This window comes from Actinomyces glycerinitolerans (assembly GCF_900098745.1).
GTDB lineage: Bacteria > Actinomycetota > Actinomycetes > Actinomycetales > Actinomycetaceae > Actinomyces > Actinomyces glycerinitolerans.
On record NZ_FQTT01000010.1, the window covers coordinates 92,805 to 118,090 of the forward strand.

27 protein-coding genes are annotated in these 25,286 nt (G+C 66.2%); 20 read left to right on the forward strand and 7 right to left on the reverse strand.

Annotated elements, in window-relative coordinates:
- Positions 1-34: 34 nt before the first annotated feature.
- The gene (locus ACGLYG10_RS06990) at positions 35-1,693 is read right to left on the reverse strand and encodes a Na+/H+ antiporter NhaC family protein (protein ID WP_244542612.1); all 1,659 of its coding nucleotides are present in this window, start codon (positions 1,691-1,693) and stop codon (positions 35-37) included.
- Between the two features lie 168 nt (positions 1,694-1,861).
- Here ACGLYG10_RS06990 and nrdF point away from each other — a divergent pair, with 168 nt between their 5' ends.
- The 16 genes from nrdF to ACGLYG10_RS07070 all read left to right on the forward strand — a co-directional run bounded on the left by nrdF (position 1,862) and on the right by ACGLYG10_RS07070 (position 14,663).
- Complete coding sequence (gene nrdF, locus ACGLYG10_RS06995; RefSeq protein ID WP_073329682.1) at positions 1,862-2,836, forward strand: class 1b ribonucleoside-diphosphate reductase subunit beta; 975 nt, start codon at positions 1,862-1,864, stop codon at positions 2,834-2,836.
- A 174-nt stretch (positions 2,837-3,010) separates the two neighbouring features.
- Entirely contained in the window at positions 3,011-4,228 is a 1,218-nt protein-coding gene (locus tag ACGLYG10_RS07000; protein ID WP_073329685.1) for a tyrosine-type recombinase/integrase, read from the forward strand.
- A 422-nt stretch (positions 4,229-4,650) separates the two neighbouring features.
- Complete coding sequence (locus tag ACGLYG10_RS07005; RefSeq protein ID WP_139240891.1) at positions 4,651-5,445, forward strand: hypothetical protein; 795 nt, start codon at positions 4,651-4,653, stop codon at positions 5,443-5,445.
- A gap of 170 nt (positions 5,446-5,615) precedes the next feature.
- A complete protein-coding gene (locus tag ACGLYG10_RS07010; protein WP_139240892.1) occupies positions 5,616-5,864 on the forward strand; it encodes an excisionase family DNA-binding protein in 249 nt (82 codons plus the stop codon).
- Between the two features lies 1 nt (position 5,865).
- Positions 5,866-6,312: a hypothetical protein gene (locus ACGLYG10_RS07015; protein ID WP_073329694.1), complete on the forward strand. Its 447-nt coding sequence runs from the start codon at positions 5,866-5,868 to the stop codon at positions 6,310-6,312.
- Positions 6,309-6,854, forward strand: coding sequence for a hypothetical protein (locus ACGLYG10_RS07020; protein WP_073329697.1), 546 nt, complete (start codon positions 6,309-6,311; stop codon positions 6,852-6,854). Before ACGLYG10_RS07015 ends, ACGLYG10_RS07020 begins: the two co-directional genes overlap by 4 nt.
- Positions 6,851-8,143, forward strand: coding sequence for an AAA family ATPase (locus ACGLYG10_RS07025; RefSeq protein WP_073329700.1), 1,293 nt, complete (start codon positions 6,851-6,853; stop codon positions 8,141-8,143). Before ACGLYG10_RS07020 ends, ACGLYG10_RS07025 begins: the two co-directional genes overlap by 4 nt.
- Positions 8,140-8,385 carry a hypothetical protein gene (locus tag ACGLYG10_RS07030; protein ID WP_073329703.1) on the forward strand — a complete coding sequence of 82 codons (246 nt, stop codon included), beginning with the start codon at positions 8,140-8,142 and terminating at the stop codon, positions 8,383-8,385. The genes ACGLYG10_RS07025 and ACGLYG10_RS07030 overlap by 4 nt, the downstream gene beginning before the upstream one ends.
- Before the next feature lie 236 nt (positions 8,386-8,621).
- On the forward strand, positions 8,622-9,302 hold the full coding sequence (locus ACGLYG10_RS07035; protein ID WP_073329706.1) for an NYN domain-containing protein: 681 nt from the start codon (positions 8,622-8,624) through the stop codon (positions 9,300-9,302).
- Positions 9,303-9,651: 349 nt separating this feature from the next.
- Complete coding sequence (locus tag ACGLYG10_RS07040) at positions 9,652-10,035, forward strand: hypothetical protein (RefSeq protein ID WP_073329709.1); 384 nt, start codon at positions 9,652-9,654, stop codon at positions 10,033-10,035.
- Positions 10,020-10,289, forward strand: a complete 270-nt coding sequence (locus tag ACGLYG10_RS07045) for a hypothetical protein (protein WP_139240893.1) — start codon at positions 10,020-10,022, stop codon at positions 10,287-10,289. Before ACGLYG10_RS07040 ends, ACGLYG10_RS07045 begins: the two co-directional genes overlap by 16 nt.
- Before the next feature lie 30 nt (positions 10,290-10,319).
- On the forward strand, positions 10,320-10,880 hold the full coding sequence (locus ACGLYG10_RS07050) for a hypothetical protein (RefSeq protein WP_073329715.1): 561 nt from the start codon (positions 10,320-10,322) through the stop codon (positions 10,878-10,880).
- A 46-nt stretch (positions 10,881-10,926) separates the two neighbouring features.
- Complete coding sequence (locus tag ACGLYG10_RS07055; protein WP_083565716.1) at positions 10,927-11,706, forward strand: DNA primase family protein; 780 nt, start codon at positions 10,927-10,929, stop codon at positions 11,704-11,706.
- Between the two features lie 625 nt (positions 11,707-12,331).
- Positions 12,332-12,622: a hypothetical protein gene (locus ACGLYG10_RS07060; RefSeq protein ID WP_073329721.1), complete on the forward strand. Its 291-nt coding sequence runs from the start codon at positions 12,332-12,334 to the stop codon at positions 12,620-12,622.
- 12 nt (positions 12,623-12,634) lie between these two features.
- Entirely contained in the window at positions 12,635-13,516 is an 882-nt protein-coding gene (locus tag ACGLYG10_RS07065) for a hypothetical protein (protein WP_073329724.1), read from the forward strand.
- Positions 13,517-13,550: 34 nt separating this feature from the next.
- Complete coding sequence (locus ACGLYG10_RS07070; RefSeq protein ID WP_073329726.1) at positions 13,551-14,663, forward strand: hypothetical protein; 1,113 nt, start codon at positions 13,551-13,553, stop codon at positions 14,661-14,663.
- 710 nt (positions 14,664-15,373) lie between these two features.
- On the opposite strand, the gene ACGLYG10_RS07075 is transcribed toward ACGLYG10_RS07070, so the two are convergent.
- Positions 15,374-15,871, reverse strand: a complete 498-nt coding sequence (locus ACGLYG10_RS07075; protein ID WP_073329728.1) for a hypothetical protein — start codon at positions 15,869-15,871, stop codon at positions 15,374-15,376.
- Complete coding sequence (locus ACGLYG10_RS07080) at positions 15,868-16,422, reverse strand: ImmA/IrrE family metallo-endopeptidase (RefSeq protein WP_073329730.1); 555 nt, start codon at positions 16,420-16,422, stop codon at positions 15,868-15,870. The genes ACGLYG10_RS07075 and ACGLYG10_RS07080 overlap by 4 nt, the downstream gene beginning before the upstream one ends.
- 504 nt (positions 16,423-16,926) lie before the next feature.
- Here ACGLYG10_RS07080 and ACGLYG10_RS16200 point away from each other — a divergent pair.
- Complete coding sequence (locus tag ACGLYG10_RS16200; protein ID WP_170866480.1) at positions 16,927-18,015, forward strand: hypothetical protein; 1,089 nt, start codon at positions 16,927-16,929, stop codon at positions 18,013-18,015.
- 3 nt (positions 18,016-18,018) lie between these two features.
- On the opposite strand, the gene ACGLYG10_RS15875 is transcribed toward ACGLYG10_RS16200, so the two are convergent.
- The 3 genes from ACGLYG10_RS15875 to ACGLYG10_RS07100 all read right to left on the reverse strand — a co-directional run bounded on the left by ACGLYG10_RS15875 (position 18,019) and on the right by ACGLYG10_RS07100 (position 20,214).
- The gene (locus tag ACGLYG10_RS15875; RefSeq protein WP_139240895.1) at positions 18,019-18,498 is read right to left on the reverse strand and encodes a hypothetical protein; all 480 of its coding nucleotides are present in this window, start codon (positions 18,496-18,498) and stop codon (positions 18,019-18,021) included.
- Between the two features lie 524 nt (positions 18,499-19,022).
- On the reverse strand, positions 19,023-19,235 hold the full coding sequence (locus ACGLYG10_RS07095; RefSeq protein ID WP_073329738.1) for a TOBE domain-containing protein: 213 nt from the start codon (positions 19,233-19,235) through the stop codon (positions 19,023-19,025).
- A gap of 25 nt (positions 19,236-19,260) precedes the next feature.
- Positions 19,261-20,214: a MurR/RpiR family transcriptional regulator gene (locus tag ACGLYG10_RS07100; RefSeq protein ID WP_211482993.1), complete on the reverse strand. Its 954-nt coding sequence runs from the start codon at positions 20,212-20,214 to the stop codon at positions 19,261-19,263.
- A 151-nt stretch (positions 20,215-20,365) separates the two neighbouring features.
- Between ACGLYG10_RS07100 and murQ the strand changes: the two genes are divergently transcribed.
- The 3 genes from murQ to ACGLYG10_RS07115 are packed head-to-tail and all read left to right on the forward strand — an operon-like array spanning position 20,366 to position 23,988.
- Positions 20,366-21,418: an N-acetylmuramic acid 6-phosphate etherase gene (gene murQ / locus ACGLYG10_RS07105; RefSeq protein WP_073329741.1), complete on the forward strand. Its 1,053-nt coding sequence runs from the start codon at positions 20,366-20,368 to the stop codon at positions 21,416-21,418.
- Positions 21,419-21,427: 9 nt separating this feature from the next.
- Entirely contained in the window at positions 21,428-22,933 is a 1,506-nt protein-coding gene (locus tag ACGLYG10_RS07110) for a PTS transporter subunit EIIC (RefSeq protein WP_073329744.1), read from the forward strand.
- 32 nt (positions 22,934-22,965) lie between these two features.
- Positions 22,966-23,988, forward strand: coding sequence for a MupG family TIM beta-alpha barrel fold protein (locus ACGLYG10_RS07115; RefSeq protein WP_073329746.1), 1,023 nt, complete (start codon positions 22,966-22,968; stop codon positions 23,986-23,988).
- Between the two features lie 31 nt (positions 23,989-24,019).
- On the opposite strand, the gene ACGLYG10_RS07120 is transcribed toward ACGLYG10_RS07115, so the two are convergent.
- Complete coding sequence (locus ACGLYG10_RS07120) at positions 24,020-25,198, reverse strand: ABC transporter ATP-binding protein (protein ID WP_083565717.1); 1,179 nt, start codon at positions 25,196-25,198, stop codon at positions 24,020-24,022.
- Positions 25,199-25,286: the final 88 nt, after the last annotated feature.

A 25,286-nucleotide genomic window follows, 5' to 3' on the forward strand; every position in this document is an offset into this window, starting at 1 on the left:
GCTCGTAACAGAGGGTGAGGGCGGGCTGAGCCCGCTAACTCCGGGAGTTCAGCACCTCTTCATGCCCGTCGCCGGCCGCGGGCGCGGACGAGGCGTCGCTCGCCGGGCCGATTACCGGCAGCCACACGCGGACGGCGAGGGCGAAGCCCACCAGTGCGGCGACGGCGACAACAACTCCGAGCACCCCTGAACCCGTCGCCGAGAAGACCACGTATCCGAGCAGCGCCGCCACCGCACTCACACCCGCGTAGGGCAGCTGCGTATTGACGTGCGTGATGTGGTTGCAGCCCGCGCCCGTGCTCGACAGGATCGTCGTATCCGAGATCGGGGAGCAGTGATCGCCCCAGACGGCGCCCGCGAGAACGGCCCCGAACGCGGGGATCAGCAACTGGTCGCCGCCCGCGACCGCCCCCATAATCTCCCCGGCGATCGGCAGCAGAATGCCGAAGGAGCCCCAGGACGTGCCGGTTGCGAAGGCCATCGCCCCGGCCACGACGAACAGCATCGGGATGAGCCACCGCGCCGACACCGCGGTCGACTCGACCAGCGAGCCGAGGTAGGCGCCGGTACCGAGCTCGGAGATCAGCGAGCCGAGCATCCAGGCACACAGGAGGATCCTGATGGCGGGAAGCATCGAACGGGCGCCCTCGACGACGCCCCTGGCGGCGGTCTTCGCCTCGAAGATCGGGTCTTCGTGGGTGAAGTGGAAGTAGTAGAAGGCGGCGGTTGCAAGCCCGAGTACGCCGCCGATGTTGAGGGCGAGGGCGACGTCGGTGTTGGCGAGCATGTCTAGGAGGGACCATGAGCTGGAGGCGTGGTGGCCCGTCCCCAGGATTCCGCCGACGACGCCGACCACCAGGACGGCGAAGGGCACAATGAGGGCGCGCATTGCACCCGGTTCGTGTCGCGGCAGAGAATCGGTGAGCTGGCCCGGGATCTGCTCGTCGGGCGCGTACAGGCCGCCGGTGGCCACGGCGCGGCTCTCCTCGCGTCGCATCGGGCCGAAGTCGATCTCGAAGACGACGGCTACCCACAACAGGACCAGGGCCGCGATGGCGTAGTAGTTCATCCCCGCGGAGCGCATGAAGGCGCTGGCGTCGGAGACCTGGATGCCGACGGCGGCCACAATCGGCCCCATGATGCCGATGATCGAGGCACCCCAGCTGGAGAAGGGGGCGAGGACGGCGACCGGTGCGGAGGAGGAATCGATGAGATAGGCGAGCTTCGCCCGCGATACTCGCTGCCGATCGGAGACCGGACGGGCCACCTGCCCGACGGCCAGGGCGTTGAAGTAGTCGTCGACGAAGATGGCCGTTCCCAGCGCCGCCGCGAGGATCTGGGCGCCGCGCCGGGTGCGGACCCGCGTCATCGCCCACTCGGCGAAGGCCTGGGTGCCGCCGGACATCAGCACGAGGGAGGTGATCACGCCGAGGGTCAGCAGGAAGGCCAGGATGAGGACGTAGTAGGAGTTGACTGCGCCGTCCGACCAGAAGATCTGGGAGAAGGCCTCCCAGACCTTCGCCAGCGTCCCGACGATACCGCCGTCGGCGACCAGCGCGGCAGCCGCCAGGATGCCCACGGCCAGCGAGGAGATGACCTTCTTCGTCCCAATGACCAGCGCAATCGCCAGGAGCGGCGGGACGAGGGACAGTACCGGGTAGGACTCGATCATCAACAGTTCCGTTCGTTGCATGCCGGGAGGCACCAGGCTAAGGCATCGACCTACCGTGTCTGTGAGGCGCTTGCGCATTTCGGCCCGGGCGGCCCCGGCCGCGGGGCATCTCACGTCCTCGCGGCGGGGTGGGAGGCGTCGTCGTCGATAGCATGAGGCCCTCAACTGAGCACACCCGGGAGGATCCCCATGCCTGAGCCCATCAAGCTCATCGACCGCGTCCAGGCCATCAACTGGAACCGACTGATCGACGACAAGGACCTGGAGGTCTGGGACCGGCTCACCGGCAACTTCTGGCTGCCGGAGAAGGTGCCGCTGTCCAACGACGTCCAGTCCTGGGCCACGCTGAATGACGCCGAGAAGAACATGACCACCCGCGTGTTCACGGGCCTGACCCTGCTGGACACCATTCAGGGCACGGTCGGCGCCGTCTCCCTCATCCCGGACGCCCGCACCCCCCACGAGGAGGCGGTGTACACCAACATCGCCTTCATGGAGTCGGTGCACGCCCGCTCCTACTCCTCGATCTTCTCCACCCTGATCTCCACCGCCGAGATCGACGAGGCCTTCCGCTGGAGCGAGGAGAACGAGAACCTGCAGCGCAAGGCCCGCATCATCCTGGACTATTACCGCGGCGACGACCCGGAGAAGCGCAAGGTCGCCTCCACCATGCTGGAGTCCTTCCTGTTCTACTCCGGCTTCTACGCCCCCATGTACTGGTCGGCGCACGCCAAGCTCACCAACACCGCCGACCTGATCCGCCTGATCATCCGCGACGAGGCCGTGCACGGCTACTACATCGGCTACAAGTACCAGCTGGCGGTGCGCGAGGCCTCGCCGGAGCGCCAGGCCGAGCTTAAGGACTACACCTTCGAGCTGCTCATGGAGCTGTACGACAACGAGGAGCAGTACACCGAGGACCTCTACGACGAACTCGGCCTGACCGAGGACGTGAAGAAGTTCCTGCGTTACAACGCCAACAAGGCGCTGATGAACCTCGGCTACGAGGCGCTGTTCCCGGCCGACACCACCGACGTCAACCCGGCGATCCTCGCCGCGCTCTCGCCCAACGCGGACGAGAACCACGACTTCTTCTCCGGTTCCGGCTCCTCCTACGTCATCGGCACCGCCGAGGCCACCCAGGATGAGGACTGGGATTTCTGACGTTCAGGGTGGTCGTGGTGGCGGGTTTGCTGCGGGATGGTGCGCCTGGAATCGTTGAAACGGTGGCTTAGTCGAACAACTGTACAGACGCTGTAGACCGCGGAAAACCGCTCGGGTATGCTGTCCTTGTTACACGGAATCGGGTGCCGTGTAACAGACCTACAGGAGGCCGCCATGAGCAAGACGAAGGTGAAGCGCCAGTCATTCGGCAACATCACGAAGCTGCCGTCCGGCCGCTACCGCGCCCGCTACCAGGACCCCACCGCCCTACCCAAGCGGACGTGGATCAACGCGCCCCGCACGTACGACCAGAAGAAGGACGCCGAGTGGTGGCTGCACGAGGTCAAACTGGCGATGGACCGTGGCACCTGGGAGCACCCCGCTGCCGTCGCCGCCCGCGAGGCCGAGGAGGAAGCGGCTGCGGCCGCTCAGGCCGAGGCGGAGGCGCTCACGGTTGCCGTGTGGGCCGACCGGTGGCTTGCGGGCAAGCGCCTTGATGATGTCACTGCCGCCACCATCCGCACCTACAGGGACCGTCTGCGTCACGTCACAAGGGGGCTCGGTGACGTGCGGCTCGTGGACCTCACCCCGGAGATGATCGCCGACTGGTACGACGCCCTCCCCTCCGACGGCGTGCGCACCTCCGCCTACCTGACGTTGCGGATCATGCTGAACGCCGCCGTCGCCTCCGATGACACGCCCTTAGCGAAGAACCCGTGTCGCCTGAAGCGCCCCACGGCGAGTCATGCGCGAGGCAGGCGGCATTTGCTGACCGATGCTGAAGTGGATGCGATCGCCGCGGCGATCCGACCGGAGTTGAAGGCGCTGGTTATCCTCCTGGCCGACGCCGGTCTGCGTATCAATGAGGCCCTGGCGCTGAGGCGGCGTGACGTGCACCTGGATGCTGGGGAAGTGGAGGTGCGCCACTCGCTGACGCGCGATGAGACCGGCGCGCTGGTGCTCGGCTCCACGAAAACACGCCGTTCGAGGACCGTCCTGCTGCGGCCCACCACTGTCGAGGCGCTGCGTGAGCACATGGACGCTCACACGGGGGGCGGGGTGGACGCACCGATATTCCCTTCCCTTGTGGAAAAAAGGAGGTTCTTGATGGCGTCAACGGCCAGCAAAGCCCTAGACGTGGCGCTGCGGAAGGCGGGCATCATCCTGGGTGACGACGAGTACCTGGGCTGGCACGGCTTCCGCCACTACAGCGCAACCAGGTTCGGGGAACTCGGAGCGACGACCGCCGACCTCATGGACCGCTACGGCTGGACGACGGCGAGCATGGCGACGCTCTACCAGCATGCGGTCAAGACCAGGCAGCGGGCGCTGCTGGACAGTGAACAGGACAGCACCGTGGTCAGTATCAGGAAGTACAGGAGGCAGGCGTGACACGCTGGGAAACACGGGCGACCCGAGTCATTGACCGGGACGGGGATGATGTGGTGGTTTCGGTGGAGAGGGTGCCGGTGGGTGGCGGGACCACCACCTTCCGTGTGTTGACCGTCTACTGCGACGACCCCGAGCACGAGGGGGACAGGGAGCTGCTGTTCCTGAAGCGGATGGTGGTGCACGAGCCCGGCTGCGACGCGGGACCGGAGTGCTCTTGCGAGACGGCAGCGGCCTGGGGGTACGAGTTCCTGGCGGTGGACAAGCCCCCCAGTTACCCGCGGGGCTCGCGCACCTCCGGGCCGCGTGTGTCGATTCTGCCTGTGATGCGGCCGCTGAGGTCGTCGAGGTTGCGATCAGCTGCGGTGGCGCGGCTTCGGCCGGCGCGTGGTGTTTGGGGTCCCTGCCGGCGTCCCGTGCGCGCGGTGCTGTCCCCTCGCGCCGCCGACAGACTGCGGCACGACAAGCCAATCCTCATGTATGAGGTGTCGGTCCCGCTGAGCAGCGGCCACCCGCGCACCATCGCCCGTGGAGGCAGCAGGCGGGACTCGGTGAAGGACGCTGCGGGCTGGGAGTACGACGGCTACGGGAGCGTCAACGTCGTGTGCCCGCAGTGCAGGCGTCACGCGCGCCGGCAGAACTCGCGCCTGTCAGTTGACCTGGCCCTTGAATCAGATCATGCGACCGTGGCAGTGCTTGACCAGGCGCTGGCCTATGCCGCCGCCAAGGGCCTGCCGCCGATGATCCCCCTGTCCGCGCTGGTGAAGGCAGTCGGCCGGAGGCAGCCGGACGTGATGCCGCTGGTAGATGCGATGACCGCCCGGGCGGTGCGTGAGGGCAAGCTGGTGTGGATGCACCCGGAGATGCGGGAGACGAAGTTCCTGGTGGGATTCACCCCGGTTGACGGAGGCTTCCATGCATACGGCTTGGGTCAGGACAGGCGCGTGGTGCTGGACCGCGTTGTGCCCGACGGTGAGTGGCCTGGGCTGCTGGCGCGTATGCGCTCCCATGGCAGGGTGGCGTTGGTGGTGAACTCCCTGCGGGATTCGGTGCCGGTGCGGGCAGCTGCGGGTGTTGAGGGTGTTGAGGTGGTGTACTCGCTGGATCGGGTGTTGCGGGTCGCGCAGGGCGGCGTCGGCGCTGATTCGGTTGCCGGCGTGAAGGAGATGGTGGAGGAGGGTGTCAGGCAGTTCGGGCGGCTTATGCTCATGCGTGCGTGATATGACTCACATTCCGCGGTTAGTGTTGCACTGTCCGTTATGGCCGCGTAATGTACGTACTGCAAGTTAATCAACACGCCGCCCTCCGAGTGGCAGACCGGACTCAGGGATACTGAGCTTCGGTCTCGGCCTCTTCGGAGGGCAGACTTTTGTCCATAACGACCACTTGCGTGAGCGCGCCAACGGCGATCACCGTCAGAGCGTTCTGTGCGCTGACCATGATCTCGCGCGACGCCGTGGAGCGCATGATCGCCCGCGGAGACCTGAAGGTCATCCGCTTCGGGAACCGGCTCCGCCGCATCCCCATCACCGAGCTAGACAGACTCGGCATCCCCGTCCCGGCCGACCTGCCGGCAACCCTGGAACAGCTCGGGGTCGGCATCCCTGCCGACGCCACCTCCACCAAGGAGGGGCGCTGAGATGGGAAAGGCCATCATTTCAGTCCTGGGGAACCTCCTGACGGCCTGGTTCAATCCTACCGCAACCAGCAGTAGCGAAACCTCGGCGTCCAGCTCTCCCGACTGCTGGGACATCGTGGCTGACAAGCTCACCTACCCGATGATCGACGGTGAGACGGACCGCGAGCGCGCCGCCCGCTGGGGCCGGCAACGCCTAAGCGACCTGGGTATCGCTGCCGAACTGACCGCGCGCGCGGCAATGACCGCGCCAACAAGCGAGCTGCGCGAGCGCGCCTGGTTCGCCAGGGCAGCCCTGCTCGACGCCCTGGCCGCCGCCGGTGGTGATCTCGTCGGCGATGGACCGGTCAGGCTCCCGGCATCGCCCCCGCCGTCGTCTCCGCCGTCAGCGGCGTCACCCGCTGCGGCGTCTCCGGTCCGCATGTGCTCCGATGAAAGGAGCACCCGATGAACACACTGGTGACACCGCATCCGTTCGTCGCCCCGGCGCGGCCGGCGGCGAAGCCGGCGTCGAAGTACCCAACCAAGGCGGAACTGTCCCGCCTGTTCGTGGACGCCGATGGTGCCTACGACCCGAGGGCTGCCGTCTACCCGCTGCACGCCGACGCCGCCCGCGTCCGTGAGCAGGTGGACTCCTGGCTGGCCCGCAGGGTCGCCTCAGAGCACAACACTGAGGTGCCCGAGCCGCCGGCGGGGGCGATGCCGGACTTCACCCCCGAGCAGCGGGAGTGGATCAACTTCCAGCTCGCCTCCGCGGAGACCGCGGCCCGCGCCACCGGGTTCGAGGAGGGGACTCGACTCGGTTACCGCGGTGGTCGCGTGGTCGGCCGTGCCGAGGGCCGTGCCGAGGTGACCGAGGTGGTGGCTGGCGCGTTCGCCGGCTACGTCGATGAGGAGGCTCACGCCGCCGCACATATCCGCGCCGACCGGGCACAGCTCGCAGAGGTCATCAAGACCTTGGGAGCCGCGTCGGAGAGGGGGGCCGCCGCATGAGCGACGCCTCTCCCTTCAACAACGATGACGGCGCACGGCAGTTGCGCGTTACCTGGGTGGACACCATCACGCCCCGTGCGGTCCGTTGGGCCTGGGAGTACGAGGGCGACGGGCGTATACCCGTCGGCTCCCTGTCCCTCGCGGCTGGGCGGGAGGGAACCGGCAAGTCATCCTTCGGTATCTGGCTGGCCGCGCAGATCACCCGCGGAACCCTGCCCGGCGCATACCGGGGCCAGGCGCGCCGCGTGCTGTACGTCGCCGTTGAGGACTCCTGGGAGTACACCCTTGTCCCCCGCCTCATGGCCGCCGGTGCCGACCTGTCCAAGGTTGGGCGCGTGCAGGTGCAGGAGGCCTTCGGGGAGGAGGTCACCATGAGCCTGCCCCGGGACAACACCGCCCTGGAGGAAGCCATCGCCGCGAACGACGTAGCGCTTGTGGTTGTCGACCCGCTAATGTCCCTTCTGGGGGACGGGCTGAGCGCGTCACGGTCACGTGAGGTGCGCAGAATGCTTGACCCTCTGGTGAGGATCGCCGACCGGACCGGCAGCGTCGTGCTGGGGATCGCGCACCACAACAAGGGCGCCCACACAGACCCGATCATGGCTGTGTCCGAGTCCAAGGCGTTTACGGACGTGCCTCGCTCCGTGTTCGCCTTCGCCCGCGACGACGGCAACGACTGCCGTGTGGTGTCCCAGACGAAGAACAGCCTCGGCAGGGACGCTGCCTCGCTGCCTTCGTTGCAGTACACCATTGAAGAGGCTACGGTTCCGCTGCCCAACGGGGAGGAGGCCCATATCGGGCGTTTCACCCCGCAGGGCGTCTCCGAGCGCTCTGTGACCGATCTGCTGCGAGCCAAGGATGACGGGGAGGACGCCGACGAGCGCAGCGCGGCCGAGGCGTTCATCGTCGACTTCATCGGCTCCCGGGGCGGGGAGGCCGGTGCCGGGGAAGTGATCAAGGCGGGACGCGCAGCGGGGTTCAGTGAGCAGGCATTGAAGAACGCCCGCCGCCGCTGCAAGAGCCCCAGGATCACCACCCGCAAGGCCAGCATGGGGCAGGGTTGGGTGTGGGCCTTCGAGTCCGAAGGTGCCACGAAGGTGCTGAAGGTGCCATGTCCTGAAAAGACGACACCTTCAGCACCTTCGGTGACACCTTCAGCCGACGAAGAGGAGACACCACCACAACCAGCCGAGGCCGGCACCTGCCCCCACGGCGCACCCGAACCCGACCTGTGCGCCGAGTGCGGCGGGGCGACCGGAACCGCGCTCGCGGGAGGTGACCGGCCATGAGCAACGGCATCATCATTGACGAGCGCGGCAACATGTGGAAGATCGACACCGGTGAGGTCGAGATTCCCGCTGCGCGGCTGATAGAGGTCACCGGCTACTGGTGCCCGGTCTGCCACCTTCCCCGCACCCCATACCCCGGCGACCAGGGGATACACCCGACCTGCGCCGAGACCGCGGTCGGGCGGCGTGTCCGTGAGGCCCGGCGTCGGGAGTGCCGCAGGAAGAAGGGCCGCGCCTCCTAGTCCAACTGACTCGTCCTGGTGGCTCCGTCGCCCCTCGCCCGCGCGGTAGGGGTGGCGGGGCCACTGCCGCGTTGCTACGGGGGTCTAGCCCTGCACGCGCCTCTCCCTGGGCTGCCGCATCATGAAGGATCGGATTCACAGGTTGCACTTCCGACTGTCCGACAGTAGTCTTGCCTCATTGCTCCCCACCGCTCACATCTGGGTTGGTGGGGATTTTCTCTTCCCAGGAGTGGCCGGTGGACAGCTCACTACGTGTCGTCGTCGTCATGGACTATCAGAACGTACACCTCACAGCCCATGGCATCTTCGTACCCGACCGCCAGCTGTGGGAGGCACTCATCTCGCCGATGAACTTCGCCCGCACAGCCGTACGTCGCCGCAACGACAAACAGCGCTCAGGGTTCCCCCCTGGTGAACTCGCCGCTGTCTACGCCTTCCGCGGCTTACCCAACTCGGCCTACGACTCAGCACAGCACCGCCGCGCTACAGCCCAGGCACATCAATGGCGTCAGGAAGGGGCCATCGTCGAGCTGCGAGACCTCAAGTACGACTACCAGCGACAAGCAGACGGCACTCCGGCCACCAACATCCACGGGCGCAAGATTCCGACGGGACCAGGACGGGAGAAGGGCGTAGATGTACTCGTGGCACTGACCTGCATGCGCCAAGCCCAACGCAACGACATCGATGTCGTCATCCTTGCCTCGCGGGACACGGACCTCGTTCCCGTTCTTGACACACTGGTTGACATGAGGAAAGAGAACGCTGCTATCGCCAAGATAGAAACTGTCGCATGGTTCGACTCCGAGCAGCGTAAAGGCGGCAGCCTACGTCCAACTGGTGGCCGAAGGGTATGGAACACCAATATGGATCGAGCCTGCTTCGAGGCATCGCTCGACCGTCATGATTACCGTTAGACCTGTGAGCTTTATCTGATCAAGCGATCAAGGGGTACCGGTGGCGGGAGGGCAGGCGTTTGAGTGCCTAGGATCGCCACTCGGGCGTGCCTGGCGGGGTTTTCGCGGCCCTCCACCAGCACGTGGGGTGGGCTGCAAGGCTCCCAGATCGGCTCCTGCGCACTCACTCCCCGGGCACCTTGACATCGCCAGCACCCGCGAGCGCCAACCCCACCTTGGGTTACGGCCAGGACACAATCCACAACACCATGCGCAACACCTGGGCAACGTACAGGCCGACAGCCCCGTATCCGCGTTTGGTGACTGGAACGTCATCCTCAACAGCCACAACGACATCCATGACGGCATCGTGCTGCACGCCCAGACCGGCCGCAGCACATCATCCTCACCCCCCGAGGCCAACGACCTCATGGCGGACCCCGACCGGGCCATGCACAACCTTAACGAGACGGTGCGTCTCCTCGCCACTCATGACCTGCGATCCGAGCGCACCGTCGAGCTTCCCAACCCGGCTTTGGAGTACGGCCACCACGGTCTCGGTCACCTCGTCCTGAACGCCTACCTCATCCCCAAGGCGGCCGAGCGGGTGGACACCTACGGGCTCACCTACCAGTATGCCGAGCTGGCTGGCTATTGCTGCAACCGGATCGTCAACATCCTCACCAGCCCCGCCTACCCCGGCCCCCGATGCCTATCTCACCCGCATTGTTCCCTCACATGGACTTTCCGCTGACCATGGTGGTCGCAATCCGCGCATCCCACACACAGGGGGCGGCCGTCATAAAGTGGGAGGTGCGCGCCACCAGCACCCCCGCATACGTGTGGGTCAAGCGCGAGTCGGACACCGCAGCCTTCGTCCGTCGCATCTTCCACAGCCAGCTGAGCCTGTTCACCTATAATGACACCTCGATGCTGACTGAGCGGAAGATCGCCCACGCCTTAGAACAGGAACTACACGTTCCCGCACATACTGTCTTCATCCGCTAACCACCCCCACTCATACAAGGAGTCCCTACCATGACCACCCCCATGCCCGCCCCGACTCCTGCTCCGGCTCCGCCTCCGCCGCCCGCGCCTGTCCCGTCCATTAGGGACTACGCCCGCGCCAAGTGGGCCACCACCCCCAAGGCCGTGCGCCGCGTCATCATCGGCGGTACCGCTGCCGTCCTGGCGATCATCATCGCCATGGCAACAGGCCTGTTCAGCAAAGTGCCCGGAGCACACGACTTCGGTGAATGGGTGCTTGTTGACCAGACCAAACAAATGACGGTCGACGAGATACGCTGTGATGGCACAGTCAGTTACAGCGTCGCCCCGACTGACTACTACACCTCCGCCATTGATGGCGTGTTTCATATCATCCCACCTAGGGGTGAAACATTGACTGTCAACATGGAAGAAGATGCCGACTGGGACGGTACCTATCGTCCGTCCTACGTCGCGACCAACCTGGAAACCTACACGTTCGATATTGCACTGGTTCACGTCCGCGCCTGGGGCTCCACGGGAACGTTCCAGATCACGTGGCACGGGTTCCACAGCGAACCCGTGACGTGGGCCGGAGCATGCAGCCGCTGACCCGCCACAAAAGGACACACATGCCGCGCGCAAGACCACCAGCGCGCTGACCGCCACCGGTACCGGCGCGAACGCTAAGGGGGTCGCGTACAACGCCGTCCTGAACGCGCTCGGCGACTACGGGCACGCCGCCGAATCCACACTGTTCATGTCCGCACGCGGCAAGGCGTCCAACGCGTCCCCCGAGCTGATCGGGCTGATGGGCAGGCGGTTCGTCGTGACCTCGGAGACGGAACGCGATCAGCCGCTCGCGGCTGCGATGATGAAACAGCTAGTGGGTGGGGACCCGATCACCGCGCGCCCGCTGTACGGCAACCCTGTGACGTTCACGCCCACTCACACGGCTCTGATGGTCACCAACCACCTGCCGAAGGTTGCCGGGGACGATGCGGCGGTGTGGCGGCGTATCCGCGTGATTCCTTTCGACGTCACCATTCCCGAGGCGAAGCGTGACCCCGAGCTTGGGGAGAAACTGAAGCTGGAAGCCGACGCCGTGTTGGCGTGGGCGCTCGACGGCTGGGCCGACTACCGCGCCAACGGGATGCCGACGGCGGCGAAGGTCACCGAGGCCACCAACCGCTACCAGGCCGATTCGGATACGGTGGCCCGTTTCATCTCCGAGGCGTGCGCGGTCGCCCCGGCGGCGCGCGTGGGAGTTCAGGAGCTGTTCGGTGAGTTCCAGGCGTGGGCAGCGGTCGACGGCGCAGACCTGATCGGCAAGCAGGCCTTCGCTCGTCAGGTCGAATCACGAGGTTTCGTGAAGCGTCGCGCTGCAAGCGGGTTCGTTTTTCGTGGGCTCGGACTTCGAACCGACGAGGAGGGATAGAACCGCATCGTCATGACATCTAAGGGGTGTCTGCTGCCGAGATCGGTGGCAGACACCCCTCAGTTTAGGTAAGTGCAACCTCGCGTGTTCACTTGATGTTCACCTTCCCTCAGTTTGTACCTACGCTTGCACCACGCCGTAAACGTTGGAATCATGCGGTAGTGCACTTTGTGTACTTTCAGGAGCAAACTTCTATACGCGCGCGCACGCGAGGGACTTTACCCATGAAAGTACACAAAGTGCACTACCCGCCCGCTCTCCCCGCCTTGATGAGGCGGGACCGCCTTCGTCATGCCCGGATCGTCGTTGTGGGCGCGCCTGGGGCACGATCGCCGTCTCCCCGGACGCCAGCACATGAGCGAGGCCGCGAGGCCCCCAGATCGCCTCCTGTGAAGCCTCAGTACCGTGGCCTCATCCTCCGGGCCGATCCGCGAGCGCCGGCCCGGCCTCCGGTCACGAACACGCAACCGGCCACGGCCCAGCACGGGACCTCCTTGATTCGATTCTTCCCGCGCGATACCAGGCCGAACCCACCAACCGCGTTAGCGAAATTGGGTACAGATTCAGGTAACGGCGAGGTATACTGTGTGTGTTAATAATTCCAACTCCTAGACAGGAGCAAACCATGTCCACCACCTACGGTCGCAACACCAGCCCCACCGACGACCTCGCCCTCCTCCTCGGCGACGCCACTCCGCGCGTGGTGCGCACCGCCGCCGCCCAAGGCATCCGCCTCGCCGAGGACGGCACCGAAGTGATCGAGCAGCCCGCGGACCCCGGCCTGCCTCCCCAGCCCGACGACGACGACGAGGAGGAGGACGACGCCGCCGATCCCGTGGCTGTGGCTGCCACCCGCGGTGGGGCGCGTATCGCCCGTACCGCCGCCACCATGACCGCCACCACCGCACTCCTCTAAGGCGAGGCCCCCGTGAGCAACGAGTACAGCCTGACCGGGCCGGACGGCCCATTCGGAGCCGACTACCTGCGCCTCCTGCACGAGGCCGCCGCACTGGAACCAATGCCCCCGACCGTCGCGGAGGCGCTGACCGGGGAACCCGACGAGATCATCACCGCCATGGCCGACACCCTGGACGACGACGGCACCCCCACCCCGGCGCTTACCTGGCAGACGCTGTGGCCGGCGCACCGTGAGCAGGCGAAGCGCCGGATCGCCGAAGCGTTGGAGCACCTGGCCCTGCACGGCGTGGATGGTGCCGGGGCGGTCACCCTCAACCAGGTCATCTGCCACCTCGGGCACGTGAAGGAGACCAGCGACCTCGACGCCCGCAACATCATCCGAGACATTGCCGGGCGCGGCACGCTCACCTCACGCTCAGTCGCCGCCCTGACCGGCCGGCCCAAGACCGAGTTTCCCGACGGGGCCGGCTGGGAGGGCCTGACCGGCAGGCAGCAGGCCGCCGTCGTGCGCCGCGTCCGCCACGCTGTCAGGCTTCTACAGGACGAGGGCGGCGAGGTGGCCTACAAGACCGTGATCTATGCGGTCGGCCGACGCGACTTCGACAAGCTAGTGGCCGACCTGTACACCCGGCGGATCATGGGGCAGCTATCCGGCACGGGGAAGGTCCGCACCAGCACCGCAGAGAAGGTGTGTGGCACGCCGGAGGGTGAACTGACCCGGTGGGGGCCACGGATGAGCTGGGGGTGGATCGACCCGGCGTGGCGGGACCTCGCCCGCGAGCGCATCCACCACACCGTGCAGGTCATGCTCAACGAGGGCCTGGACCCGACCTATAGGGCGGTCGCCGCCCGCATCATCAATCACCCACCAGCCGGCCTACCGCACGCCTGACCACCACACAGAACCAACACCTTAGGAGACCTATATGAACGACAGTCACGGGACCGTCATCGGCGTCGTCGAGCACGGACGCCTACACGTCACCAACCCCGACGTCGCCCCACCACCCGCCCCCGACGGGGCTGAGCGTGCCCGCCGCCAGGCCCGGCTGGCCATCCTCAAGCGGCTAGCGGACGAGTCCATCGACATCAACGTCCTGGAAGCCGTCACCGGCCGCGGCCGCACCGACCTGAACCGGCACAACCCCGACTACCCGCGCGAGACCGTCAAGTTCAGTCAGCTACCCATCGCCTGGCGCAAGACCGCCGCCGAACGCATCGATGACGCCCTAACCCAACTTCAGGAAGACTACGACCGCAACGTGCAGCTGAACCTGAAGTGGGTGGCCTGGCAGCTGAGCGACGCCACCCTGACCATGCGCATGGCCTGGACGGAGGAGAAGCGCCGGCGGCTTGAAGCCGACGCCAAGGAGAAGGCCGAGCGCGACGCAGAGGCTGCCGCGGAGGCCGCCCTGACCGTCGAGCAGCGCCGCCAGCGCGCCATCGACCAGGTTCTAGACACCCGCCTCCTGGACCCCCAGGCACGCGCCCAGGCCGGCCGCGGCGAGCTAGTGGAGCTGCGAGAGGTCCGTGAAGGCTCCACCATCTACCAGGAACCCGTCTACGCCGCACCGCTGCCCGACCGCACCGTCATGGGCGGGGCCGTCGCCCGCGAAGCCGCCCGCCTCTCCCACCTCGGGGCGCTGTCCGCCACCATCGTGGCCGCCCTGACCGGCATTGACGTGGACGAGGCCCAGGCCTGGGAGGACATGACCGGAGCCACCCTGGACTGGGCGACGCTGCCGGCCGAGTGGACCGGGGACTTCTTCCAGGTGCGCATCACGCGGGCCATTCAGGTGCTCAAGGACGCGGCCGCCGAAGACCCGGCGACTGTGGACCCGTGGGCAGTGAGCCTGCGGGATGTGCTGCTGGCACTGGGCTACGACACCTACGACGGCGGCCAGGACGACCAGGAGGACGACACCGAGGCCGGCACCAGCACCGGCACCGGCACCGGGGCTGTGCAGGAGACCGGCCAGCAGGAGCAGCAGGAGGAGGAGACCAGGGGTAAGCGCCGCCGCTGGCCATGGCAGCACTAGCCACCAGCTACCCAGAACACACAGGGCGGGGACACCCGGGGGAGGAAACCCCGGTGCCCCCGGCCGCCGTCACCCACGAGGTCGACCGGCCCGCCGACGTGAACCAGGCCAACCCACCAAACACCCGCCCCCAGCAAACAGCCAGCAAACATTACCCGAACACACACGTATTGCACTGTCACTGCCCCGGCTTTGCCCGGGATTCAGGCGGCCCGAACATCGACAACATCACGGAACGAACGCCAGTGAGAGAGTAGATCGGTGCGCTTCCAGGCACAGGCCACCCTAACCCGGCCACAACTAGGCCACAACAACCAGCGTGCTCCCTGGAACCGCCCAGTCACCTCACAGCACAGCAGACATTCTAGAATCGTCCAGTCACTGCCCAGATTGCCCATAGGGTAGCCACAGTTTCTTAACCCCGCTATCCGCCGGCCACCCCGCCGGAGTACCGCCCCAGGGCTCGTCAAACGCCCCGCCAGCAGCCCGACACCACCCCGCCCCCAGGCTACACGGTTGGCGCGTTCCAGGCCGCCCGCGGCCCCCCCAGGCGAGCCTCGCCCGAGCATTCGCAGGCCTTGGCCGGATCGAAACGCAAATCCTCCACGCATTCGAGAATCGTTCTCAGTAAGCCGTGCTCCCGCACTCCTCCCCTTGACCGCGAGCGCACCCCGCCCCTGCCCCGGGGGAACAGGTTAGGAGAAACGTGCTTATTCACCTCTCAGCAAACCGCCGTATCGACGCTTGGCGCTAGTCCCATCCCGCTCAGCGTCTTCCTTCTGTTTATCGGGAAACAGGTACTTGGCGATGATCGCGGTAATGCCCAGGACTTCTACAGCCAGGCCAGTAATGAATGCGACAGCAATCGTATCGGTCATTTTGTCAGTTGCAGCCATCCACGTGGACACGCCCGCCGAAGTGAGGACGCAGACATATGCAGACTTCACACCAAAGTCAAAAAACTCGTAGCGCAACTCGTTGGCTTGCGCGCGCCGATCAACCTCCAGCTGGTCGACTTTTTCAGCAATCTCTTCGTGGCTCGCGTACGTGGGTACATCATCCGCCTGCTGGATATCGCCAGTAGTTAGCTGTTCATAGGCATCAATTACAGCATCATCAGGCCCTTCGCCCTCGGGTAATGCGGGTTGCGCCGCCGTTGGAGGGACAGGTGCGCTGTGCGGCCTCGACTCCGAATCGCGCGAACTCATGCCGCAGCAGCCTGAAGTTCGCCCTGCTTAACCAAGCGGCCCAGCCTATGTGCGGCTGCCGAGTAGGAGACGTTGAACATGTCTGCGACATCGAAGGCAGCAAGGCTGAGAGTGAGACTGTCGTGGTTGTTAATAAGATCCGGGAAAGCTCTGAGGATTAGCTTTAGAGGCATAAGAAGTGCGCCAGCGAACTGGTCCGCATAGAACTCGTGCAGGTCGTACTTAGTGCCCCGCTCATCGCGAAATGAGAAGTCGTTATCCTTTACGATTGTAATGCGCTCCATGTAGTGCCCAATCTCATGAGCCAAAGTAAACCTCTGGCGCACGGCTGACTCGGTGGAGTTAATGTAGATACGTGGACGCTCGTCATCGCTCTTTTTGATGAGCATCCCGGACGTTCCTGCGGGGAGAGCGTCGGTGTGGGTCACACGAATTTCCAATGACTCGCATAGAGCCTCAAGATCAACCTGCCCATCGGGGCGAGCGTGAAGTTCCCGAACTTTGTCGGCAGTCTGCTGCGCCGCCTGCCAGATCAGTGGTGTAGTAGCCATCTGCGCACCTCCTTAGCCGAGTCGTACGTGTGCGGCCCCGAACGGCACTCTGATCGAAGCGGAGAGCCTCTGAGGTCACTCGCAGCTGCACATGATCAGCATACTCATGATGCACAACCATGGGTGGCCAGTCAATGGGGCGGACCGCACGCCTTCTTCGCCACACGGGCCTACTCGACTCAGCACGAACTCGGGGAGGTCTCGAGGGGCACCACGGGGACAGCATGGGGACACGTCGGGGACGTCCCGAGGGGCAGTACCGGGACATCATGGGGACACCCCTTCCGTCGTCGAACAGGGTTGAGCCAAGGTGGCTAAACTCGTGTCAGGAGGTGGTGCGGTGAGTTTGTTTCGGGGTGGTAGTTCCACGTCTGCTACACGTCACTAGCGTCGGTCAGAGTTTTCGTTGGAATGGTGCGGCTGTGTACATAACTGGGATTTCTGAGATCTGGGTGCTCTCCGGCCTCCGCGGGTACCGGCGAGGCGCCCCGGGTGGGGGATGAGATGCGCGAGCAGCCCGTGGTCGACGCCGGTTCCCGGCCATGGGGGCGCGTGCGGCACCTGCCGGGAGGTTGGCGCCGGTGGGTGGCCGCCATCTGCTGCCTGGTGGTGGCTACGGCGGTAACTCTGGCGGTGATCTCGTATAACTCGCCGCTGAGGCGGCTGAGCCGGCAGGTGGAGTCCTGGGCCGGCGGCCAGGACGCGGTACTGACGGCGACGACGCAGCTCTATCCGGAGTGGCCTGAGCTCCTGCCGGAGCGCCTCGTGGTGGAGGCGGAGATCCGGCCCGAAACGACCGCAGCCGAGGTCTGTGAACTGGCGGATCAGCTCAACGGGCTATTCGACCCCGAGGCCGGTGACGACATCCGCCGCGATCTCAGCCTGCGCCTGACCAGGAGCGGAACCAGCATCGTCTACGAGGACCAGTTGCTTTGGCCGCGATCGTCTGTGGGACGCGACTGGGAGGCGCCCCACTGCGCCCCGCTGGAGTACGCCTACGACTTGGCGGGCCCGGGCGTGGAGGAGATCGTCGCCCGCCCCGACTCCCTGCGGGTCACGCGCGCCGACGCCGACGCGGTCCCGACGGGCCTGGTTGCGCGCGCCCCCGCCGACGCCGGAACAAGGGCGACGGCCACGGATGATGTACGTGTGAGCGGCTGGCAGGTGGAGGTCAGGGCCGACTCGGACAAGACCGTGCCCACAGAGGTCCTGGGCCCCGTCATGGAGGCGCTTCCGGCGAATGACGACGGTCTGGTCTGGCTGGACTCCCAGGGCGATTCCGCAAGCGTTCGGCCCGCCGATTCGGTTGTCAGCCTGACCGCAAGGCGGCTGGAGGACCAACCGGGCGGGCCGACGGTTGAGGAGCAGGCGGCGGCGGTGTTGGCCGCGGCTGAGGGAACGCCCGGGCTGGAGCTGGTCGGCATCTGCGCTTCTAAGTGGCTCGCCGACACGACGGACGACCCGGATTCCACCGGCAGTTGCGTGTACTTCGATCTCAATGCCGACGGTGCCATCGTCCCGGACACGCCCTATCCGCACGGGCTCGCCGACCCGGACGCCCTGTATGCGGCCGCGCAGGAGCGGCGCGGCTGAGCGCTAGCGGCGCAGCTTCACGGCGCAAGTCCCGCTGAAAGCCACCGAGAGGAGCATCAGCGGTAATCCCGCTCCGGGTGTGGCACCGACACTATTGGTGAGAGCCGCGTGGGACGCGATCAGTGCGAGGGCTGTCAGCGCGGTCAATAGGGACATCCCGGCATCTACCCGGTCACTGTTAGCGCCCACCCGTCCCAGGGCGCACAACCACAGCGTGATGGCCAGAACGACCCCTACGGCCGCATGCAATTTCGCCGGTCCCAGGGTTTCCGGGCCGAAGAGCATCCCCATCAGGCCTAACGTATCCACCTCGCCCCTTCTATATCCGGTGGGGATCCGCAGATACCACGGGCTGAGCGCGGATCCGACCATGCAGGCCAGGCCTGCCCAAAGCAGGGCGCTGCGCAGCGCTTCGTGCAGGTCGTGAAGGTGGCGGCCCGCGAAGGGGCCGACGGTGTCTTGCCTGTTGGGTGTGTTTGTCACACCCGTAGATTACGGGATGGTGACGAGTGGTGGCTGTGCGATCGGAGCTGCGCAGGTCGCTGGAATTTCCTGGCTTTTCCGGTTTGTGGGGGGGGTGCTGGCGTGTCCGCCAGAGCGTGGGTGGCGGGGTCTGTGTCCGGATCGCATTCAGACTGAGCCGGCATAGGGGATCGGTGCCGGGGGCCTGGCCTCCCCGGAGAGTGCCGAGCCGCAAGGGGGCTATTCGGTTCGGCAACACCCTTGGGCCGCGACGCGGCGCCGGCGGCGTCTTGGTGCCCGGGGCTGAGGTCGCCTACGGGGCCGTCTACTACGCCGGTTCGACCTCTATTACGCCGGTTAGGTGTTTGCTGAAGGGCTGCGGAGCCTTCAGCACAGGTCTAACCGGCGTAGTAGACACCGAAGGGGCGTACCCAACGCGCCCTGCGGCCCCACAGTCCCAGCGCCCCCAAGGCTGCGGCGCCGCGAAGGCCCGCACCACCAAGGCACCACACCCCAAACCGGAAGAGCTGCTTACCTCGGCTGGCTCACTCGCCGTCGTCGGGCAGCACCCAGGCGCGGGAGGGGGCGAAGCTGACGCGCACGGCGTCGCCCTCGGCGTGCACGGCGCTGACGTCCGGGTCGGACTCCAGACAGACGATGGTGCCGACCTGCGTCTCGACCTCGTACTCCACGTGGTCGCCGTTGCGCATGGCCTCATGGCGGGCAGCCTCGACACCGTGCCAGGCGGGAGAGCTCAAGGTGACTCCGGGTGCGACCGGGTGGTTACTCTCGCACGCGTTGCCCGTCGACGGCGGCACGGGTCATTTCCAGTGCGGCACCGAGGTCGTCATACCGCAGTTGCGCCACACGTGCGAACAAGACATCGATGACCGCGAGTTGCGCCATGCGGCTCGCCAATGCAGCGGCGCGCAACTCGGTCTCGCGCGCAATCGTGACCAGCACGAGGTCCGCGGCTGCGGCTATTGGTGAGGCGGGATTGCCGGTGACGGCTACCGTGAGGGCGCCACGGCCGTGGGCGAGACGAAGTGCGCGGAGCACTTCGGCGGTACGGCCCGAGAAGGAGATGCCGACAGCGACGTCATCCGTGTCCAGGAGCGCGGCGTGCACGAGCTGGACGTGGGTGTCGGGGCTGAATTGGCAGGGCAGTCCGATGCGCTGCAGTTTCTGCGACAGGTCCGAGGCCACTAATCCGGAGGCGCCGACGCCGAAGGCGGTAACCGGGGCGTGGTCTGCGATTGCCCGGGCCGCCCGCTCGAGGGCGTCCAGGTTGAGGCCGGCCACGGTCTGTTCAATGGAACGGGCTTCATGGAAGGCGATCTTCGCGGCCAGTTCCTCTAAGGTGTCGTCGGCGTTTATCTGGCCTTGAGCGACGCCGGCCTGTTCGCGTTCGAGGTCCTGGCGCGATAGTTCCTGAGCTAGCGCCAGGCGTAGCTCGGGCAGGCCGGAGTAACCGAGTGCGCGGGCGAAGCGAACGACGCTCGCCTGCGAAACACCGGCCGCACGTGCTAGCGAGGCGGTCGTGGCGGAGAGGGCCGCCCTTGGGTCCGTCAGGATCTGAGCGGCCAGGGCCTCCTCTGTGGCGGAGAAACCGTCACGTGCTCGGCGGATCCGTTCGGTGAGTGGAAGAGCTCCTGCTTCGGGTGACTGCGCCGATGGCGGCGAGCCCATGGCGCCGATCTGTTCGGGCACCGATTGCGGGGTCATGTCGGTGTGCATGGGTGCCTCCTCGAACGCCGTCCTCCTGGTTGCGCGAGCTTCACCGTACATCCTCGAGCATGCCCCCCACTTATGAAGCGGAGTTCCATGCAGGGAAGATATGGTGTAGTCTTGCATCACCTTGACGGCAACGGAGTCGGAGGGAAGCAGGATGGCAGACCTGGAAGCGGCGGCAGCCCGGGATCGGCAATCACAGCGACTGGGAATCACCGAGCAGCGCAACCCAGCCTCGGCGGATCTGGACCGCATGAGTTCGCTTGAGATCGTGACGGTTATGAACAAGGAGGATCACAAGGTCGCCGATGCCGTGCAGCAGGCCTTGCCGCAGATCGCCCGTGCCGTCGACGCCGTAGTTGCGGGCCTCCGCTCGGGTGGGCGCCTCATCTACATGGGAGCCGGCACCTCCGGACGACTCGGGGTGCTTGATGCCGCGGAATGCCCCCCAACGTTTCGCACCGACCCGAACCTTGTCGTTGGGCTCATCGCCGGGGGGAAGGGGGCCATGTTCACGGCTGTCGAAGGGGCCGAGGACTCGGCCGAACTGGGCGTCTCCGACCTGAATGAGCTACAGCTGACTGCGCAAGACGTCGTCATCGGCGTCGCCGCCTCGGGGCGCACCCCCTATGTCATCGGCGGACTGGACCGCGCCCGTGAGCTAGGGGCCACAACGATCTCGCTTGCCTGTAATACCGGTGCCCGCACATCCGCGCACGCCGACATCGCCATCGAAATCGACAACGGTCCCGAAGTAATCACCGGATCGTCGAGGTTGAAGGCCGGTACCAGTCAGAAACTCGTTCTGAACATGATCTCTACGGCCGCCATGGTCAGAATGGGCAAGGTCTACGGCAACCTGATGGTCGATGTCGCCCCGAACAACACCAAACTCATCGAAAGGGCCGAGCGCATCGTGATGGCCGCTGCGGGCTGCGGCCGAGAGCAGGCTCGTGCCGCCCTCCGGGCCGCGGGCGGTCACGCCAAGACGGCCATCGTCATGGTGATCCGCGGAGTCGACGCCGCCCAAGCCCGGCGAGCGCTTGACGCTGCCGACGGTTTCGTGCGCGCCGCCATCGAAGAGCCAGGCGCCACGGCTGACCCCCCTCGATGCGCGGCCGCGCTTGCGGAAAGGCCTTCCGTCCAACCGGATTCCATCGTCTTCACCCAATCCGATCCGGTCTCCCCCCACGGGGATACGAAGGAGTAGTGCTCAGCCATGAACTATCACAAGCTCAGCCGCGACATTCAGCGGCTTGCCGGGGGGCCCGGCAACATCAGGTCGCACACCAACTGCATGACGCGTCTGCGTCTGGACGTAGCAGATACCGGCAAGGTCGATATTGACGGCATTAAGGCGCTCGACGGAGTGCTGGGCGTCGTTCCGGGAGAACAGGTGCAGATCGTCGTTGGTCCCGGTCACGCCGCCCGGCTGCGTGAGGTCTTCGATCAAACCGCGGGCGACGCAGGCAGTGCCGCTCTCGACATCAACGCGGACCCCGAACTGACGCGGTCTGAAGCCGACTTGGCGGCAACCACCCGCGCTAAGGTCAAGTCTCGCCAGACCACCCCCATCCAGCGGATGTTCCGCCACATCGGGAATATCTTCGTTCCAATCATCCCCGGCTTCATCGCCTGCGGCCTGGTCACCGCCATCGCGAACATCTGGAAGATGTTCGACCCGGACATAGCGAACAACGCGTGGTTCCTCGCCTTCTCCGGCATCGGGTCGATCCTCGTCGGGGCGCTGTACTTCATCGTCGGCCACAACACCGCCAAGGAATTCGGGGGTGCCCCCATTATGGGCTTCCTCGCCGGAGGCGTGCCCTATATGACCGCCCTGGGTGGGATTCCCGCCGTGATCGGCGCAGATGGCACCGAGACCTCTCCGGCGATCCCTCTGACAATTCCTGTATTCGGTGACCTGGCCCCGGGCCTCGGCGGCATCATCGGCGTCATTATCACCGCGTGGCTTTTCGCCGCCATTGAGAAGCGGGTCCGTAAGCTGGTGCCGGCTGCACTCGATCTCTTCCTGGTCCCGGTGATTACCCTGCTGCTCGGTGCCGCCCTTTGCATATTCGTCGTCATGCCGCTGTCGGCCATCCTCATGCGCGCCCTCACCTGGTTGCTGGTCGACTTCGCCCTCAAGACCGGAGGCATCATCGGCGGATTCATCATGTCGACCTTCTTCCTCCCGATGGTCATGCTTGGCATCCACCAGGGCCTCACGCCGATCCACGCCGAGCTCATCACCGACCACGGGTTCACCGAATTGCTTCCGATCCTGGCGATGGGCGGAGCCGGGCAGGTAGGCATGGCCCTGGCCGTGCTGATGCGCACGAAGAACGACAAACTGCGGGACGTCGTGAAATCGGCGCTGCCGATCGGTGTTCTCGGTATTGGGGAGCCGCTCATCTACGGCGTTTCGCTGCCGCTGCTGCGACCGTTCTTCACCGCCTGCCTGGGTGCCGGTTTCGGGGGTGCCTTTATCGCCTTCGGCATGCAGCAGAGCCTCTTCGGCGCCGGTGCGCTGGGACTGTCGGGGCTGCTCATGATCCCGGTCATCACCGCTGGAAAGTGGCTGTGGTACGTCGGCGGCTGGCTTATTGCCGTCGTCATGGGGGCGGTGCTGACCTACTTCTTCGGCTACCGCGAGGCCGACGTCGAACGGGTCTACGGGGACGGAGGAGCCGTTGATCTGCCGGTACTGAATACCATGGGCTGAGTTGCACGGGCCGGATCGACGGGAGGAAAACGATGCTGTTCTCCGTCTATGCCACCGATCCTCCGACGGTTCGCGCTGCCGTGGTCGAGCAGGCCTGCGCCGACGGCGCCGAGGCGAGCCTATTCACCTCACTGCACCTGCCCGAGGCGGGTGACCTCGATGCGTGGATTGCGTGGATGGCCGAGGTACACCGCGACCGCGGCGTAAGTTTCTGGGCCGACGTCTCCCCGGGCGCCCTCGAACAGCTCGGTGGAGACCTCGGGAAGCTGGGTGAGGCCGGCGTCGTGGGAGTGCGCCTGGACTACGGCTTCACCACGGAGGCGGTCGGTGCCATCGCGCGCCGGGGGATGCGAATCGCGGTCAACGCCTCCACTATCACCGCCGAAGAACTCGATGCACTTGCGAACGCCGGTGTCGACGTCGTCGGTTGGCATAACTTCTATCCCCGTCCCGGTACCGGGCTCAGCCGGGAGTACTACCTGGCCCAGTCCGAACTGTTCACCGCCCGCGGGCTGCCGCTGCTGGCGTTCATCCCGGGTGAGACGAGTCGTCGGGCCCCGCTTCACCTCGGCCTGCCCACCTTGGAGGTTCACCGCTACCGCAATGCGTATGTCACCGCCTGCGAGCTCTCTGCGCTCACTCCCGGTGTGAAGGTCGTTTGTGCGGAAGGAACACTACGGTCTCAGCACCTGGAATGGGTACGGAGGGTTGAGGACGACGGCGTGGTGACTCTGCCGCTGGTGGGCCTTGTGCGCGAGTGCGAGTGGCTTCTGGAACGCGACTGGCGACTGCGCGTCGAGCAGAGCGGTGTCTCTCAGCGGCTGGTAGGCACCCGTGGACACACTCTGCCCACGGGATGTGTACCCGCCGATGCGTTGGAGATGGGGTCTGTGCAGATTGACACGCTCGGTCGGTACTCCGGCGAGGTGCAACTGATGGTCAGCGAGCAGCCGCTGGATGCCTATCACCTGCATTTGGGTGACGTGGCCGCGCCCTACCGGGGCCTCGTCACTCTCCTGCGGGGTGGCGAGACCATCCGTCTGATACGCGGCTGAGCTTCGATCCCCTCTGAGCAGACCGTCGGGTCTACTCGCCGTCGTCGGGCAGCACCCAGGCGCGGGAGGGGGCGAAGCTGACGCGCACGGCGTCGCCCTCGGCGTGCACGGCGCTGACGTCCGGGTCGGACTCCAGGCAGACGATGGTGCCGACCTGCGTCTCGACCTCGTACTCCACGTGGTCGCCGTAGAACACGGCCGACAGCACGCGGCCCATGTCGCCCACGAGCTCGCCCGCGTCGGCGGCCTTTCCGGCAGCGTCGTAAGGCTCCAGGTGCACCGACTCCGGGCGCACCACCACGGTGACGGCGTCCCCATCGCGCACGTCCGCATGGCAGGCGGCCTCGATGCCGCGTCCCAGCACCTGCACGCCGCACTTGCCCGCGGATACGTTCTGCGCCGTCGCTTGCAGGAAGTTCGCCCGGCCGATGAAGTCCGCCACGAAGGTGGAGGCGGGTCGCCGGTAGATCTCCTCCGGCGTGGCCACCTGCTCGATCCGCCCCGCGTTCATCACCACGATCCGGTCGGACATGGTCATCGCCTCGGACTGGTCATGGGTGACGTAGATCGAGGTGATGCCCATGCGCTGCTGCAGACGGCGGATCTCCAGGCGCATGCGCACGCGCAGCTTCGCGTCCAGGTTGGACAGCGGCTCGTCGAACAGCAGCACCTTGGGCTGCACCACCATGGCGCGCGCCAGCGCCACGCGCTGCTGCTGGCCGCCCGAGAGCTCATTGGGGGCGCGGTCCGCCAGCGAGGTCAGGTTCATGGACGTCAGTGCCACGTCCACCTGCTCGCGCATCTCCTCCGCGGGCACGCGCCGCAGCTTCAGGCCGTAGCCGACGTTGTCGCGCACGGACAGGTGCGGGAACAGGGCGTAGGACTGGAACACCATGGACATGGGGCGCCGGTTGGGTGGCAGCGAGACCATGTTCTGCCCGTCGAGGATCACCTGCCCCTCGGTGGCGTTCTCGAAGCCGGCGATCATGCGCAGGGTGGTGGTCTTGCCGCAGCCGGAGGGGCCCAGGAAGGTGATGAACTCGCCGGGGGCGACGTCGAGGCTCACCCCGTGCACGGCGTACACGTCCTTGCCGCGGCCCGAGAACACCTTGACGACGTCGCGCAGCTCGAGGTGCCCGGTGGGGGCGTCCTTCTCGGTGGCTGAGCGCTCGGAGCGGTCGGTCGACGTGGAGGTGGCGGAAGTGGTCATGTGGGAGCCTCCTTGGCTCTCGCCCCGCTGGCCGGGGCGTGGGTGGCTGGGTGGGTGAGTTCGGGGCCGACGACGCCGCGCGGCCCGG